Origin of the sequence: Xenorhabdus szentirmaii DSM 16338 (genome assembly GCF_002632585.1) — a bacterium.
Taxonomy (GTDB): Bacteria; Pseudomonadota; Gammaproteobacteria; order Enterobacterales; family Enterobacteriaceae; genus Xenorhabdus; species Xenorhabdus szentirmaii.
Map to the genome: position 1 here is coordinate 234563 of NZ_NIBV01000002.1, position 14862 is coordinate 249424.

General features: G+C 41.5%; 12 protein-coding genes, 4 tRNA genes and 2 pseudogenes. 15 read left to right on the forward strand and 3 right to left on the reverse strand.

All coding sequences use genetic code 11. From position 1 onward, the window contains the following. Nucleotides 1-159 precede the first annotated feature (159 nt). The 7 genes from csrA to luxS all read left to right on the forward strand — a co-directional run bounded on the left by csrA (nt 160) and on the right by luxS (nt 3722). Nucleotides 160-345: a carbon storage regulator CsrA gene (gene csrA, locus Xsze_RS10985; RefSeq protein WP_010845367.1), complete on the forward strand. Its 186-nt coding sequence runs from the start codon at nt 160-162 to the stop codon at nt 343-345. Between the two features lie 432 nt (nt 346-777). Beyond that, nucleotides 778-870, forward strand: a tRNA-Ser gene (locus tag Xsze_RS10990). Between the two features lie 10 nt (nt 871-880). After that, nucleotides 881-957: transfer RNA gene (locus Xsze_RS10995), tRNA-Arg, on the forward strand. A gap of 85 nt (nt 958-1042) precedes the next feature. Then, a tRNA-Arg gene (locus Xsze_RS11000) sits at nt 1043-1119 on the forward strand. A gap of 85 nt (nt 1120-1204) precedes the next feature. After that, nucleotides 1205-1281 (forward strand) — tRNA-Arg (locus tag Xsze_RS11005). A 200-nt stretch (nt 1282-1481) separates the two neighbouring features. Next, on the forward strand, nt 1482-3041 hold the full coding sequence (gene gshA, locus Xsze_RS11010; RefSeq protein ID WP_038235290.1) for a glutamate--cysteine ligase: 1560 nt from the start codon (nt 1482-1484) through the stop codon (nt 3039-3041). A gap of 165 nt (nt 3042-3206) precedes the next feature. After that, complete coding sequence (gene luxS, locus Xsze_RS11015) at nt 3207-3722, forward strand: S-ribosylhomocysteine lyase (protein WP_038235287.1); 516 nt, start codon at nt 3207-3209, stop codon at nt 3720-3722. Between the two features lie 109 nt (nt 3723-3831). Here luxS and Xsze_RS11020 read toward each other — a convergent pair whose 3' ends face one another. Continuing rightward, nucleotides 3832-5127 (reverse strand): HlyC/CorC family transporter, encoded by a 1296-nt coding sequence (locus Xsze_RS11020; RefSeq protein ID WP_038235285.1) that lies wholly within the window; start codon nt 5125-5127, stop codon nt 3832-3834. A gap of 56 nt (nt 5128-5183) precedes the next feature. After that, nucleotides 5184-5976 (reverse strand): annotated as a pseudogene (locus Xsze_RS11025) (cytochrome C assembly family protein). Between the two features lie 189 nt (nt 5977-6165). On the opposite strand from Xsze_RS11025, the gene ffh reads away from it, so the two are divergent. From ffh to rplS, 5 genes are all read left to right on the forward strand, one after another. Next, a complete protein-coding gene (ffh, locus tag Xsze_RS11030; RefSeq protein WP_038235280.1) occupies nt 6166-7527 on the forward strand; it encodes a signal recognition particle protein in 1362 nt (453 codons plus the stop codon). 138 nt (nt 7528-7665) lie between these two features. Further along, on the forward strand, nt 7666-7914 hold the full coding sequence (gene rpsP / locus Xsze_RS11035; RefSeq protein ID WP_010845359.1) for a 30S ribosomal protein S16: 249 nt from the start codon (nt 7666-7668) through the stop codon (nt 7912-7914). 18 nt (nt 7915-7932) lie between these two features. Then, nucleotides 7933-8481 (forward strand): ribosome maturation factor RimM, encoded by a 549-nt coding sequence (gene rimM, locus Xsze_RS11040; protein WP_038235277.1) that lies wholly within the window; start codon nt 7933-7935, stop codon nt 8479-8481. A 37-nt stretch (nt 8482-8518) separates the two neighbouring features. Beyond that, complete coding sequence (trmD, locus tag Xsze_RS11045; RefSeq protein WP_038235274.1) at nt 8519-9271, forward strand: tRNA (guanosine(37)-N1)-methyltransferase TrmD; 753 nt, start codon at nt 8519-8521, stop codon at nt 9269-9271. Nucleotides 9272-9336: 65 nt separating this feature from the next. Next, on the forward strand, nt 9337-9690 hold the full coding sequence (rplS, locus tag Xsze_RS11050; RefSeq protein WP_010845356.1) for a 50S ribosomal protein L19: 354 nt from the start codon (nt 9337-9339) through the stop codon (nt 9688-9690). 117 nt (nt 9691-9807) lie between these two features. Here rplS and Xsze_RS11055 read toward each other — a convergent pair whose 3' ends face one another. Then, complete coding sequence (locus tag Xsze_RS11055; RefSeq protein WP_038235272.1) at nt 9808-11151, reverse strand: anaerobic C4-dicarboxylate transporter; 1344 nt, start codon at nt 11149-11151, stop codon at nt 9808-9810. A 496-nt stretch (nt 11152-11647) separates the two neighbouring features. Between Xsze_RS11055 and Xsze_RS11060 the strand changes: the two genes are divergently transcribed. The 3 genes and pseudogenes from Xsze_RS11060 (at nt 11648) to Xsze_RS11070 (ending at nt 14847) form a co-directional block, all read left to right on the forward strand. Then, entirely contained in the window at nt 11648-12742 is a 1095-nt protein-coding gene (locus tag Xsze_RS11060; RefSeq protein WP_038235409.1) for a 3-deoxy-7-phosphoheptulonate synthase, read from the forward strand. A 5-nt stretch (nt 12743-12747) separates the two neighbouring features. After that, nucleotides 12748-13869, forward strand: coding sequence for a bifunctional chorismate mutase/prephenate dehydrogenase (gene tyrA / locus Xsze_RS11065; protein ID WP_038235270.1), 1122 nt, complete (start codon nt 12748-12750; stop codon nt 13867-13869). Nucleotides 13870-14381: 512 nt separating this feature from the next. After that, nucleotides 14382-14847 (forward strand): annotated as a pseudogene (locus Xsze_RS11070) (IS1595 family transposase). The last annotated feature ends 15 nt before the right edge of the window (nt 14848-14862 follow it).

The following is a 14862-nucleotide window of genomic DNA, read 5'->3' on the forward strand; positions in this document are numbered from 1 at the left end:
CACATACTTATATTTTATCTATCCTATAGATATGGAGAATGTGTCCAAAACTGCTTATAGTTTAAGTAGATATCATTGCTTTACGTTTTCACGGTGTTTGATGGATAATAGCGGGGAAACCTAGAGACCCGACTCTTTTAAATTTTCAAGGAGCAAAGAATGCTTATTCTGACTCGTCGAGTTGGTGAAACACTCATGATAGGCGATGAGGTAACAGTCACAGTACTGGGAGTTAAAGGCAACCAAGTTCGCATTGGTGTGAATGCACCCAAGGAAGTTTCTGTTCACCGTGAAGAAATTTATCAACGGATTCAGGCAGAGAAGTCTCAGCCTACAACTTTTTAATTCAAGAATGGCGTCCACGCTTTTTTAAAACTTGGGCGCTACTCTACCCCCTTGTATCTCAAATTCAGCCACACCTCTTTTTTTCTACCTTAATTCTATTCTCTCATGTCTTTTCATTTTCTATCAGTTGAAAAAGCGCTGTTCATGGCGGTATAGCGATGAATAATTATTGTTATAAATTTTAAGGGTCATTATAGGATTTCCCTGTAGATAATATGTTCTTTTAGGTGCTAAATCATGCGTTTTGCGTGCTAAGTGTTCAAACGGAAAAAAGTTGCGAAAAATAGTTTGACTTATCAGGCAGGGAAAGTAATATGTGCGCCATCGCAACGACGAAGAGCTTAAAGAAAAGCTTCTGAGTAAGTTTGAGAAGTGAAGCTTCGAAAGCAGTTTCTAAGCAAAAGCTTCTAAGTCGTGAGTTTTAAAGAATATGGTGAGGTGGCCGAGAGGCTGAAGGCGCTCCCCTGCTAAGGGAGTATGTGGTTAAGAGCTGCATCGAGGGTTCGAATCCCTCCCTCACCGCCATTAAATAAATGCATCCGTAGCTCAGCTGGATAGAGTACTCGGCTACGAACCGAGCGGTCGGAGGTTCGAATCCTCCCGGATGCACCATTTAAAATCCGCGATTTTTAGGTATCTCAATTCTGTCAAGTCAGGCAATCAGTAGCGCCTATTCAGAAAATAGTAAACCGACAATGCATCCGTAGCTCAGCTGGATAGAGTACTCGGCTACGAACCGAGCGGTCGGAGGTTCGAATCCTCCCGGATGCACCATTTAAAATCCGCGATTTTTAGGTATCTCAATTCTGTCAAGTCAGGCAATCAGTAGCGCCTATTCAGAAAATAGTAAACCGACAATGCATCCGTAGCTCAGCTGGATAGAGTACTCGGCTACGAACCGAGCGGTCGGAGGTTCGAATCCTCCCGGATGCACCACTTAAAACCCTTGTTTCTTATATATAAGACAGGGTTTTTTTGTATTTTCCTTCCGAAAAATAATATTTCCTTTATTATTGTTTGATTGTTTTTTTGAGCGATCATGCATTATCTCCCCTATGTAATCAGCGACAATTTGAGTGGTTTCATATAAAGTAAACTATTAGTAATAATCCTTTTAAACTCCACGGGAGGTCAAATTGATCCCGGACGTATCAAAAGCATTGTCATGGCTAGAGGCAAACCCAACCATATTGAATGGGATTTGTCGTGGTATTGAACGTGAAACATTGCGTGTTACTCCAGACGGTCATTTAGCTAAAACTGGGCATCCAAAATCGCTTGGTGCTTCTTTAACGCATAAATGGATTACAACTGATTTTGCCGAATCTCTATTGGAGTTTATTACCCCTGTTGATAACAATATAGATAGAACCATTGGTTTTCTTAAAGATTTGCATCGTTATACGGCTAGGAACTTGAACAATGAGAAAATGTGGCCTTTGAGTATGCCATGTTTTATCGATAAAGAAGAAAATATCACCCTGGCGCAATATGGAAAGTCCAATGCAGGGCGCTTTAAGACTTTATACCGGCAGGGGTTAAAGAACCGCTATGGCGCATTAATGCAGACTATTTCCGGCGTACATTATAATTTCTCCTTGCCAATCAGTTTTTGGCAGGCTCGATTAGGTGTTCAAGATGCGGAAACAGGAAAAGAACAAATTTCGGATGGTTATCTTTGTTTGATCCGTAATTATTATCGTTTTGGATGGGTGATCCCTTATTTGTTCGGAGCATCACCAGCAATTTGTTCCTCATTCTTGCATGGACGAAATACGACATTATCCTTTGAAGAAACAGAGAAAGGGACTTGCTATTTGCCTTATGCGACTTCGTTGAGGATGAGTGACCTGGGGTATACAAATAAATCGCAAGGTGACTTAAATATTACCTTTAATAACCTTCAGACGTATGTAAAGGATCTTAAAAAGGCAATTCGTAAGCCATCAGCAGATTTTGCAGCAATAGGTATCAAAAAAGATGATGAGTATTTACAACTAAATACTAATGTTCTGCAAATTGAAAATGAATTGTATGCACCTATCCGTCCTAAACGCGTCACGAAAGAGGGGGAATCGCCTTCAGATGCTTTGTTACGAGGAGGTATAGAGTATATTGAAGTGCGCTCTTTGGATATTAATCCTTTTTCTCCCATTGGCGTCGATGAGACTCAGATTCGTTTTCTTGATCTTTTCTTGATATGGTGTGCCTTAACGGACTCTCCTGAAATGGAGAAAGAAGAACTTGATTGCTGCCGCCAAAATTGGAACAAGGTGATTTTGGATGGACGCAAGCCAGGGTTGCATATTGGCATTGGTTGTGGTGCTGAACAACAGCCGCTCAAGGTTGTAGGGCAAGAGCTATTCAGGGATTTAAGCCGGCTTGCTGAAATATTGGATGCCTGTTCCGGAACAGAATATCAGGCCGTTTGCAAAGAGCTCGTCGCTATGTTTGATGATCCATCATTGACATTCTCTGCACGTACTCTTGGTCAAATGAAGGAACATGGCATAGGCGGATTCGGGCTTGAATTGGCTGACAAGTATCATCAGGAACTGCTTGGAGAGCCCTATTCAATCTTAAATGATGAAAAATTTTCTGCTGAACGTCATGCTTCGGTATCGCGGCAACATAGCTTAGAGCAGAAAGATGACATGAGTTTTGAAGAGTATTTAAAACTTCATGCTGGGAGTTAAAAAAAGAAAGTGGCCACCAAAGGTGGCCAAATAAAATATCTCAGAGAATAGGGATGATAACAATTTTGCGCGTCTTCATATCTATGACCAATCGCTAGTGAAAAGGTTTCATTCCTCTGAAAATATTTTCCGTGAAAAAAATTTGACGACTTAGGAGGTAGAATCATGCCTTTATTGGACAGTTTTACAGTTGACCATACACGAATGGCGGCACCTGCTGTTAGAGTTGCTAAAACGATGAAAACACCACATGGTGACACCATCACAGTATTTGATTTACGTTTTTGTGTTCCAAACCAAGAAGTGATGCCAGAAAGAGGAATTCACACGCTTGAGCATTTGTTTGCGGGTTTCATGCGCAATCATTTAAATGGTGATGGTGTTGAAATCATTGACATTTCTCCCATGGGATGCCGTACTGGCTTTTATATGAGTTTGATTGGTGCTCCGGCAGAAATGAGAGTGGCTGAAGCATGGAAAGCCGCAATGGCGGATGTACTGAAAGTTCAGAATCAAGGGCAGATCCCTGAATTGAACATTTATCAGTGCGGTACTTATGAAATGCACTCGCTAAAAGAAGCTCAGGGTATTGCTCAGAAGATCCTTGATTCTGGTGTTCGTGTTAATTTGAACGAAGAATTGGCATTGCCTGAAGAAAAACTGGTGGAGCTTCGAGTTTAGTTTGTTTGTTAATCCCTGTACATAAACTGATGTACAGGGGTTAATGATTCAATGAAAAAAATGTTGCATGCCAAACCTAATTTATAAGGAAGGATGCTGACATTTTAGTTTATTCATCGAGCTTCATGTTTTGCTCGTTCGTCTGGTTCAGTGGTGTAACACGAACTTGTTTAATCATATTGTCGTGGACTGCGAGAACCTCAAAATTATAGCCATTGATTTGGACTTGAACGTTCAATTCAGGGATCTCACCTAATTCTTCCAGGATCATACCATTCATTGTTCTTGGCCCATCTTCGGGTAAAGCCCAACTGAACGCCTTATTAAGCTCTCGGATATTTGCCGTACCACCCACTAAAACCGTCCCATCGCTTTGGGGAAGGACTTCTTCAGCCAAAGTAGGAGACATAGACGTGGTAAAGTCACCGACGATTTCTTCCAGGATGTCTTCAACAGTCATGAGGCCCTGAATTTCGCCATATTCATCAACGATCAAGCCTGCTTTTTCTTTATTGCGTTGGAAATTTACGAGTTGGACATTAAGCGGCGTACTGACAGGAATAAAGTAGATTTTATCTGCCGCTTTAATTAATGTTCTTTTGGTAAATTCTTTTTTCTCCATCATCAATCGATAGGCTTCACGCACGCGTAACATACCGATGGCATCATCAAGCGAGTCTCGATAAAGCACAACCCGGCCATGCGGAGAATGTGTTAATTGTCTAATGACAGATTTCCAATCGCTATTGATATCAATGCCAAAGATCTCATTACGGGGGATCATAATATCGCCGACAGTCACTTTCTCGAGATCCAATATTGAGATAAGCATGTCCTGATTGCGGCGTGATAGGTTGGCGTTTGATTCATTAACGATGGTCCGTAGTTCATCCTTACTGACTGCATCATTACGGATATTAGATGTTTTGATGCCAATGCAGCGCATGAGTAATAAGCTAATCCGATTAAATGCCCAGACAAGAGGCAACATAATTTTTTCTAGCGGGCGTAGTAAAAAGCTACTCGGGAAAGCGATTTTTTCAGGATAAAGCGCGGCAATCGTCTTTGGCATGACTTCAGAAAAGATTAGGATCACAAAAGTCAGAATCCCGGTTGCGATAGCAACACCTGCGTCCCCATAAAGACGCATACCAACAATAGTCGCAAGGGAGGATGCCAGAATATTGATGAGGTTATTACCGATGAGAATAAGGCTGATGAGCCTGTCTGGATGCCGCAGCAATGACTCAACTCTACGTGCAGGGTGACTTCCTTCTTTAGCCAGATGACGCAAGCGATAGCGATTTATTGTCATCATGCTGGTTTCTGAGGCAGAAAAATAAGCCGAAACAATAACCATGACAACAAGAATAATAATGAGTGTGCCTGTTGAGACGTGCTCCAAAACAGAATTCCTTCCTAAGATTTATATGAACTAGTTACGGTGATTCCTTGTATGACTTAATCAACCATAATTTCCTGTAATTAGCCTGCTGCCGAAAAAAGCCAATGTTAAAATAAATGCACCAATTAAATTGAACCAGATAACACGTTTCCCTCGCCATCCCTCACGATAATGCCCCCATAACAAAACAACGTAAACAAACCATGCAATAATAGATAAAACAGATTTATGAATATTTTCTTTACTGAAAATGTCATCCATGTACATGATGCCAGTGCATAATGTTAATGTTAGTAAAATTACACCAACTTGGGTGATATGAAACATTTTCCGTTCAATTACCATGAGTGGGGGAATACCGGAAGTAAAAGAAAGTTTTTTCTTTTTAAGACGATAATCTAGCCAACCAACCTGTAATGCATAAAGTGCCGCAATGAGTAAAGTGGAGTAACCCAGTAAAGCGAGGCCAATATGAATGAATAACTCAATACTATTTTCAAGATGTGTGATGAATTCTCCAGGCATCATACTGGTCAGTATTAAGTTTATCATGGCGAAACTGTAAACAATTGGTAATAAAAACCATGCCCGGCCACGAAAAGCAACGATAGTCATAATAATGCTCATGAGTAAACTGACAATCGAGCCTAAATTCAATAAAGTAAGATTTTGACCACCATTGACATGAAATATTTGATATTTCAATGCAACTGCATGATTCACTAATGCGACAGTTGCTAACAATAGTGCCAGTTTCTGATAGTTATTTTGTTGGCGCAGTAAACCTGGCACGATGAGCGTCAGGCTAATGAGATAAGCAAGTAAAGCAATAATTGAAAATATCAGCATAACGTTTATCGTTTTCGCAATAATGTCAGGTTGAACTTAAAATTTAAGTATACCGCGAGCTGGGAGTTGCCTCCAACCGTTGTGAGTAATACTTGGAAATCTCTTTGCAGAGATTATGTGAGCATCGTGTTATAATTCGCTAAATTTGCCTTACGGGTAGACCTATTTGTAGATATCTGAGCTGAGACAATGTTTGATAATTTAACTGACAGACTATCGCGCACATTGCGCAATATCAGCGGTCGTGGGCGGCTGACTGAAGAGAATATTAAAGATACGCTGCGCGAAGTTCGTATGGCTTTGCTCGAAGCTGATGTTGCATTGCCTGTTGTTCGTGATTTTATTTCACGAGTCAAAGAGAGCGCTGTAGGACATGAAGTTAACAAAAGCCTGACGCCTGGGCAGGAGTTCGTCAAAATTGTTCAAAATGAACTCGTTAAGGCGATGGGAGAGGTTAATAGTGAGCTTAATCTTTCCGCTCAACCTCCTGCCGTTGTGCTTATGGCTGGCTTGCAAGGTGCTGGTAAAACAACCAGTGTTGCCAAATTAGGTACATTGCTTAAAGAAAAAAATAAGAAAAAAGTTTTGGTTGTTTCTGCTGACGTTTACCGGCCAGCAGCAATTAAGCAGTTGGAAACGTTATCTGAAGCAGTTGGAATCGATTTCTTCCCTTCAGATCCACAGGAAAAACCGGTTGATATTGTCAACAAAGCCCTTCAGCATGCCAAGTTGAAATTCTATGATGTGCTTTTAGTCGATACAGCAGGTCGTTTGCATGTCGACGAAGCAATGATGGATGAAATTAAAGCGGTTCATGCATCCATTAATCCTGTCGAGACATTGTTCGTTGTTGATGCAATGACTGGTCAGGATGCTGCAAATACGGCAAAAGCATTTAATGAAGCATTGCCGTTAACCGGTGTTATCCTGACAAAAGTAGATGGTGATGCCCGTGGTGGTGCAGCACTTTCTATCCGCCATATTACAGGCAAGCCAATTAAATTCCTTGGTGTTGGTGAAAAAACAGATGCCTTGGAACCTTTCTATCCGGATCGCATTGCATCCCGAATTCTGGGTATGGGAGACATGCTTTCATTGATTGAAGAAATTGAAAGCAAAGTTGATCGTAGCAAAGCGGAAAAATTGGCATCAAAACTGAAAAAAGGCGATGGCTTTGATTTGACTGATTTCCTCGAGCAGCTCAAACAAATGCGTAACATGGGTGGAATGACCAGCATGTTGAGCAAAATGCCGGGTATGTCGCAGATCCCGGATGCGGTCAAATCTCAGATGGATGATAAGGTTCTGGTGAAAATGGAAGCCATTATCAATTCCATGACCCGCAAAGAACGTGAAAAGCCTGAAATTATTAAAGGCTCACGCAAACGCCGTATTGCAGCAGGTTCAGGTACGCAGGTGCAGGATGTCAACCGCTTGTTGAAGCAGTTTGATGAAATGCAGCGTATGATGAAAAAAATGAAAAAAGGTGGTCTGGCGAAAATGATGAAAGGCATGAAAGGCATGCTGCCACCAGGATTTATGGGTCGATAATTAATAAAGTCACGAAAGAAAAATGTTCTTTGGATTGCTTTTTGCGCCAAAGTGAGTAAAATTTTCGGGCTTTTAAATGGACAGCCGGACTCCGTTCCTCGATGGAGTCTGGGTGTTTTGCTAACTAATGAGGATGTTATGGTAACAATTCGTTTAGCTCGTGGTGGCGCAAAAAAGCGTCCGTTCTATCAAGTAGTCGTGACCGATAGCCGCAATGCGCGTGATGGTCGCTTCATTGAGCGTGTTGGTTTCTTCAACCCAATCGCTTCAGGAAATGCAGAAGCTCTGCGTTTAGATCTGGACCGTATCGAACACTGGGTTGGTCTGGGTGCATCTGTGTCTGATCGTGTTGCGGCACTGATCAAAGACGCTAAAAAAGCAGCTTAATCTGTCACGGTGGTAACAATGAGCAAACAATCTGGCCTGAAGCACCCTGTTGAGCCAATCGTATTGGGAAAATTAGGGTCAGCGTATGGCATTCGTGGTTGGCTCAGAGTTTTTTCTTCCACCGAAAATGCCGAAGACATTTTTGAATATCAGCCGTGGTTTATTCAACGTTCCGGGCAGTGGCAACACATCGAGCTGGAAACGTGGAAACACCATAACCAAGATATTATCGTCAAAATCAAAGGTATTGATGATCGGGATGCGGCGAATTTATTCACTAATTGTGAAATAGTGGTGGATTCTAATAAATTGCCAGAACTGGAAAACGGTGATTATTACTGGAAGGACCTGATTGGTTGCCAAGTAATAAATACTGTGGGTTATAACCTTGGCATCGTTGATGACATGATGGAAACGGGTTCTAACGATGTGATGGTAATCAAAGCAAACCTGAAAGATGCATTCGGTATCAAGGAGCGGTTGGTTCCGTTTCTTGATGGGCAGGTTATCAAGAAAGTCGATCTCGCTACCAAAACTATTGAGGTAGATTGGGATCCTGGTTTTTAATCTCCGGTAAAAACGGTTTAAATGAGTGGGACGCAGTATGTGGATTGGGGTTATTAGCCTGTTTCCTGAAATGTTCCGCGCAATAACCGATTACGGGGTAACTGGTCGGGCAGTAAAAAATGGCCTGTTGAGTATTGAATGCTGGAGTCCACGGGATTTTACCTACGACCGGCATCGTACTGTTGATGACCGCCCTTATGGTGGTGGTCCAGGCATGCTGATGATGGTACAACCGCTAAGGGAAGCCATCCATGCAGCCAAAGCTTCGGCAGGTGAAGGTGCAAAGGTGATTTATCTTTCACCTCAGGGACGCAAGCTCGATCAACAAGGGGTTTGTGAACTGGCTGCAAATGAGAAGTTAATTCTGGTTTGCGGTCGTTATGAAGGTATTGATGAGCGTGTTATCCAAACCGAAATAGATGAAGAATGGTCTATCGGTGATTACGTTCTCAGTGGAGGGGAACTTCCTGCCATGACAATGATTGACTCAATATCTCGGTTTATTCCGGGGGTGTTGGGGCGTCAGGCATCGGCAGAAGAAGATTCATTTGCTGATGGATTGTTGGATTACCCACATTACACCCGCCCTGAAGTGTTAGACGGTATGGAAGTTCCTCCTGTTTTACTGTCAGGAAACCATGCTGAAATTAATCGCTGGCGAATGAAACAATCGCTTGGCCGAACTTGGTTAAGAAGGCCCGAACTTCTAGAAAGCCTAGCTCTGACTGACGAGCAAAGGATGTTGCTATCTGAATTCCAACGAGAATATCAAGATCAGGCAACGAATTAATCCAGACATGTCCTGTGTGGGGAATGTCTTTGATATATCAGTTTACCTAGGGTAAGAGAGTTATTATGAGCAACATTATTAAACAACTTGAACAAGAACAGATGAAGCAAGACGTACCTTCATTCCGTCCGGGTGACACCGTGGAAGTTAAGGTATGGGTCGTTGAAGGTTCTAAAAAGCGTCTGCAGACATTCGAGGGCGTGGTTATTGCTATCCGTAACCGCGGTTTGCACTCTGCATTCACTGTTCGTAAGATTTCTAACGGCGAAGGCGTTGAGCGTGTATTCCAGACTCATTCCCCAGTCGTAGACAGCATCAACGTTAAACGTCGTGGTGCTGTTCGCAGAGCTAAACTGTACTACCTGCGTGAGCGTTCTGGTAAGGCGGCTCGTATTAAAGAGCGTCTGAACGCAAAATAATACGCTTTCGCTACATCCGAAAGTTATCGTTAAAGGCCAGCAACTTGCTGGCCTTTTTTCATTTTAACGATCTTAATGCATCCCAATTTTGTGATTGTATAAAATCACAGGAAAAGATCACAGAAAAGAACTGGATAAAATATAGCCTACTGTGCAAGCGCTGCTGACACCAATCAATCCCGGTAAAATGAAGCTGTGATTAATAATGAACTTCCCTATTTTTGTTGTTCCTGAACGGTCAAAGCCAATGCAAGCCAGATCACTTGGATAAGTAGGCAAGACAAAATAACCATAAGCAGCAGGGAAAAAAGCAATCAGAAGCTTGGGGTCAACACCTAGTTGCAACCCCATCGGTGCGATTGCTGTTAAAGCGGCTGCCTGACTATTCACCAATTTTGACACCAAGAAAAGGGCAAGTGCATAAGTCCATGGTTTGGCTTGAACAACGTCTTCCAATGCGAGTTTTAGTTCACCCAAGTGTGATTGGAAAAAAGTATCACTCATCCATGCTACGCCGAAGACTGAAAAAATAGCAACCATGCCTGCTTTAAATACAGCGCTATTGGCGATTTCATTCGTTTTGACTTTGCATGCCATTAACATAATGGAGCCTGCAATGAGCATCATCATCTGGATCACCAGATTCATGGAAAGAGGCTTTAAAATTCCTTTTGATTCGAAAGCGGGACGAAGATTTGTACATGTACCAAATAAAACCACAACGGCAATTGCTGCAAAGAAAATCCAGGTTGCCCAGTAAGCCTGTTTAGGAAAAACCTGATTCAATAATGTTTCTGAACCACCGTAAATAAATTCACGTTGTTTGGGATCTTTGATTTTTTCTTGGAACTCTTCATCTTTATCAAGATCTTTTCCCCGGCGCAGGCTCCATAATGCAGCAAGCATTACTCCGGCGAGTGATGCTGGTATTGAAACAGCCAAAATTTCTAAGATGCCGTAAGCTTTGCCGATACCGTGGTTGGCAGCAATAATTGACACCAAAGAAACGACGGCAACGGAAACTGGAGAAGCAGTAATCGCCATTTGTGAAGCGACAGAAGCAACTGCCATTGGGCGTTCGGGACGAATACCTTTTTTCAGGGCAATATCACCAATGATTGGAAACATGGTATAAACCACATGACCTGTGCCACAAAGAAAAGTGAGTGTCCAGGTTGTTAAGGGCGCCAAAATAGTAATGTGCCGAGGATGACAGCGAAGAAGCCGCTCAGCAAATTGCATCATGACATTGAGTCCTCCTGCTGTTTGCAAAACAGATGCACACCCGATCACGGCAAGTATGGTGAGCATGACATCCACAGGAGGCTTACCGGGTTCCAAGTCAAAAACAAATGTCAGCAGAAAAAGCCCAATTCCACTGATCAGTCCTAATCCCATCCCCGCATAACGCGTACCGATTAATAAGCATATGATTATTATGGCAAATTGCAGCGTTATCATATCTATCCTTAATAAATAATTAAAAAAATAAAATCCGCCAATACAGATTGTTAATCTGTACCCTCTGGCAATTCTTTATAAATGTTGTTTTATAATTTCATATAAACACTAAAAACACTTGATAATATTATTTAAATATTAATTTAAAAATGGGATTTAGATCTTGTTTTTATTATTTGATTTTAAAAGAAATTTATTTGTATGTTAAATGGTTCTTGGATGGTTAATAAGATATTTCCATTGGAGTGGAATTGTGAAACCCTATTCACATTAAATTAACTTAAAAAAATTCTTATGTATTTTTCATATAAATTAAAAGAATAATAAATTATTTTTCATTCACTAAGTTAATGGGTGTTTATTGTGATGTGTAATTTTTTATTTACACTATTGTTGATTTATTTACATTTTTGGATTGTATTCTTTACGATGCGTGGTATGTTATTTGTCAGGAACTTACAGAAAGATGAAACAGGCAGAAAAGGCAGGTAGAGGTATGATTATGCAAAAAGATGCAATTAATAACGTTCATATTCTTGATGAGCAGGTTCTTATCACTCCGGAAGAGCTGAAAGAAAAATACCCTCTGAGTAACAATGACCTGCATTTCATCACAAACGCCCGTAATACTATTGCTGACATTATTCAGCATCGCGATCCTCGTTTATTGGTGGTATGTGGTCCTTGCTCAATTCATGATGTGGATGCTGCTCTGGATTATGCTCGCCGCTTAAAAACGCTTTCCGGGGAATTGAGTGACTGCCTGTATATTGTTATGCGTGTTTATTTTGAGAAACCTCGTACAACAGTGGGTTGGAAAGGCTTAATTAGTGATCCATACATGGATGGATCTTTTGATATGGGGGCAGGGTTACATATTGCCCGCGGTTTGTTACTAAACTTAGTAGAAATGGGATTGCCTCTGGCGAATGAAGCACTGGACCCCAATAATCCACAGTACTTGGGCGATTTATTCAGTTGGTCTGCAATTGGTGCCAGAACAACTGAATCTCAAACCCATAGAGAAATGGCATCGGGTTTATCTGTATCGGTTGGATTTAAAAACGGTACAGATGGTAATTTGAATACGGCAATTAATGCAATGAAAGCCGCTGCGATGCCTCATCGCTTTATGGGAATAAATCAGTCAGGTCAAGTTTGCTTGTTGCAAACGCAAGGCAACCCAAATGGTCATGTGATATTGCGTGGCGGTGCGACGCCGAATTACAGCGCGGAACATGTTGAGGATTGTGAACGTCAAATGATTAAAGCAGGATTAATACCATCATTGATGATTGATTGTAGTCACGGTAACTCCAATAAAGATTTTCGCCGCCAGAGTGTTGTTGTGGATTCTGTTGCTGAGCAAATTATGGCGGGCAATCAATCTATTATAGGCATCATGTTGGAAAGCCATATTAATGAAGGGAACCAATCTTCCGAGCAGTCCCGCTCTGAAATGAAATATGGCGTTTCAGTCACTGACGCTTGCATCAATTGGCAAACAACGGAGCAGGTTTTAAGGAAACTGCATCAACAAATTGCTCCGCATTTGGCGAATAAGAACGTCGTAATGGAAAAAGCAGGGTAACCAAGATGGCTCCAGAATTGTCCGAACTGAGGGAAAAAATCGATGAAGTTGACAAAGCTTTGCTGACTTTACTCGCTAAACGCATGAATTTAGTGGCACAAGTCGGAGAAGTAAAAAGTCAATTTGGGTTGCCTATCTACGCGCCAGACAGAGAGGCAACCATGCTGGCTTCTCGTCGGCAGGATGCAGAAAAGATGGGAGTCCCGCCTGACTTAATTGAAGATATCTTGCGTCGCATCATGCGAGAGTCATATGTCAGCGAAAACAATAAAGGCCACAAAAAACTGTTTCCCCATTTGGGGCCTGTCGTTATCGTCGGTGGTTCAGGCAAAATGGGAAAACTGTTCAACCGTGTATTGACCCTGTCTGGTTACGAAGTCAAGGTGCTTGAGGCTGATGGCTGGGATAAAGCTGATTCTATATTGGCAGATGCGGGAATGGTGATTATCAGCGTTCCTATCCATTTGACAGAGGAAGTCATTCGTCGTTTGCCTCCTTTGCCAAGGCAATGCATTTTGGTTGATTTGGCTTCGATTAAGCACAGGCCCTTAAACGCGATGCTTGAGGTACACCAAGGGCCTGTTTTAGGGCTGCATCCTATGTTTGGGCCAGATGTTGGCAGCTTTGCCAAACAGGTTGTTGTGTATTGTGATGGACGCCAACCAGAAGCGTACCAATGGTTTTTGGAACAAATCGCGGTGTGGGGCGCGCGTTTGCATCAAATAACCGCAGAAAAACATGATAAAAATATGAGCTTCATTCAGGCCCTGCGCCATTTCACGACATTTTCTTATGGAAAGCATCTGGCAAAGGAAAGTGTTGATTTACAGCAATTGCTTGCATTATCTTCGCCTATCTATCGATTGGAATTAGCGATGGTGGGAAGGTTGTTTGCACAAGATCCTCAGTTGTATGCCGATATCATTATGTCCAGCCCTGAGAATATTGAATTGATACGCAGTTATCACCAAAGTTTTGGTCAGGCTTTGGAACTATTGGAAAAACAAGATAAAGCGGCTTTCATTGCCAGTTTTAACCAAGTAAGTGAGTGGTTTGGTGAAGAAGCAACCCGATTCATGAAGGAAAGTCAGGTTCTTTTACAGCAGGCCAATGACAGTAGAATATAGCCAATTGATAAGCTAATATTAGAAACCGGATGTTTTCATCCGGTTTTTTTATATGTGTGCCGAGCATGGTGCGTAGCGCTGTTTGTTTCCTGTGGTGGCTAACAGACGACTCGAAATTAAAAGCCCTCTATAGCATTAATGTTTGCTTAAACCTCGGAAACCATTCGCCTCATTCATCTCAATGAAAGCATTCATATTGAGCTTTCCTTAAAGTAAAATGCAAATGCAAGATTGTTGTAATGTGGAATCTCTAAGAGGGAATGCTGACATTAACCAATTAGTATTGAGGTAAGAATACGATAGTCAGGCATTTTTATGGTGGCTAATTCTGAATTGATCACAAAGAGCCTGAATAGTGATATTTATCTATCTAAATTTTATTTATCTTAAGTCTTTTTAAGATAGAGTATATTATTAAGTAATGACTGCTACTAACAATTCATTGTAAATAAATTACATTAGATATTATTTAAGGAACAGTCCTGGATAACTAATATAATTCGGATAGTTCCATGAGAAAAAATCGACTCAGCCAGTATAAGCAAGGGCGGTTATTAACACTGTTTATTGCAGCCTCTACAGCATGAACAGCAACTGAACTTGTGGGTATCCATAAGGAATACGGCCGTATACTATTTTCTCCGCCTTAGAGTACTCAAAAGTTATACCCGATGCAAAATCGAGAACCTTATTGCCCATAATCGAGTTGAAAATTTACCTTGATGGCATTGTCTATACCGACAATTTTGCCAGTTATAATGTCCTTGATGTGAGTAATTTTAAACACTATTGAATCAATCACAATACCGAGTTTGTTGATCAAAAAAATCATCAAAATCACATTAATGGGTATCGAGAATTTTTGGAATCAGGCTAAGCGCCATCTGCGCAAATAACGGTATTCCTAAGGCTCATTTTGATCTGTATCTGAAGAAATGTGAGTGGCGATTCAACACTCCAGGGGCAAAGAAGCAATGAGCTATTATCTAGGGC

What these genes read in the sequence shown, in the direction of transcription:
- trmD (WP_038235274.1), top strand. Translation starts at nt 8,519, where the DNA reads ATGTGGATTGGGGTTATTAGCCTGTTTCCTGAAATGTTCCGCGCAATA.
- luxS (WP_038235287.1), top strand. Translation starts at nt 3,207, where the DNA reads ATGCCTTTATTGGACAGTTTTACAGTTGACCATACACGAATGGCGGCA.
- ffh (WP_038235280.1), top strand. Translation starts at nt 6,166, where the DNA reads ATGTTTGATAATTTAACTGACAGACTATCGCGCACATTGCGCAATATC.
- rplS (WP_010845356.1), top strand. Translation starts at nt 9,337, where the DNA reads ATGAGCAACATTATTAAACAACTTGAACAAGAACAGATGAAGCAAGAC.
- Xsze_RS11060 (WP_038235409.1), top strand. Translation starts at nt 11,648, where the DNA reads ATGATTATGCAAAAAGATGCAATTAATAACGTTCATATTCTTGATGAG.
- csrA (WP_010845367.1), top strand. Translation starts at nt 160, where the DNA reads ATGCTTATTCTGACTCGTCGAGTTGGTGAAACACTCATGATAGGCGAT.
- rpsP (WP_010845359.1), top strand. Translation starts at nt 7,666, where the DNA reads ATGGTAACAATTCGTTTAGCTCGTGGTGGCGCAAAAAAGCGTCCGTTC.
- rimM (WP_038235277.1), top strand. Translation starts at nt 7,933, where the DNA reads ATGAGCAAACAATCTGGCCTGAAGCACCCTGTTGAGCCAATCGTATTG.
- Xsze_RS11055 (WP_038235272.1), bottom strand. Translation starts at nt 11,151, where the DNA reads ATGATAACGCTGCAATTTGCCATAATAATCATATGCTTATTAATCGGT.
- tyrA (WP_038235270.1), top strand. Translation starts at nt 12,748, where the DNA reads ATGGCTCCAGAATTGTCCGAACTGAGGGAAAAAATCGATGAAGTTGAC.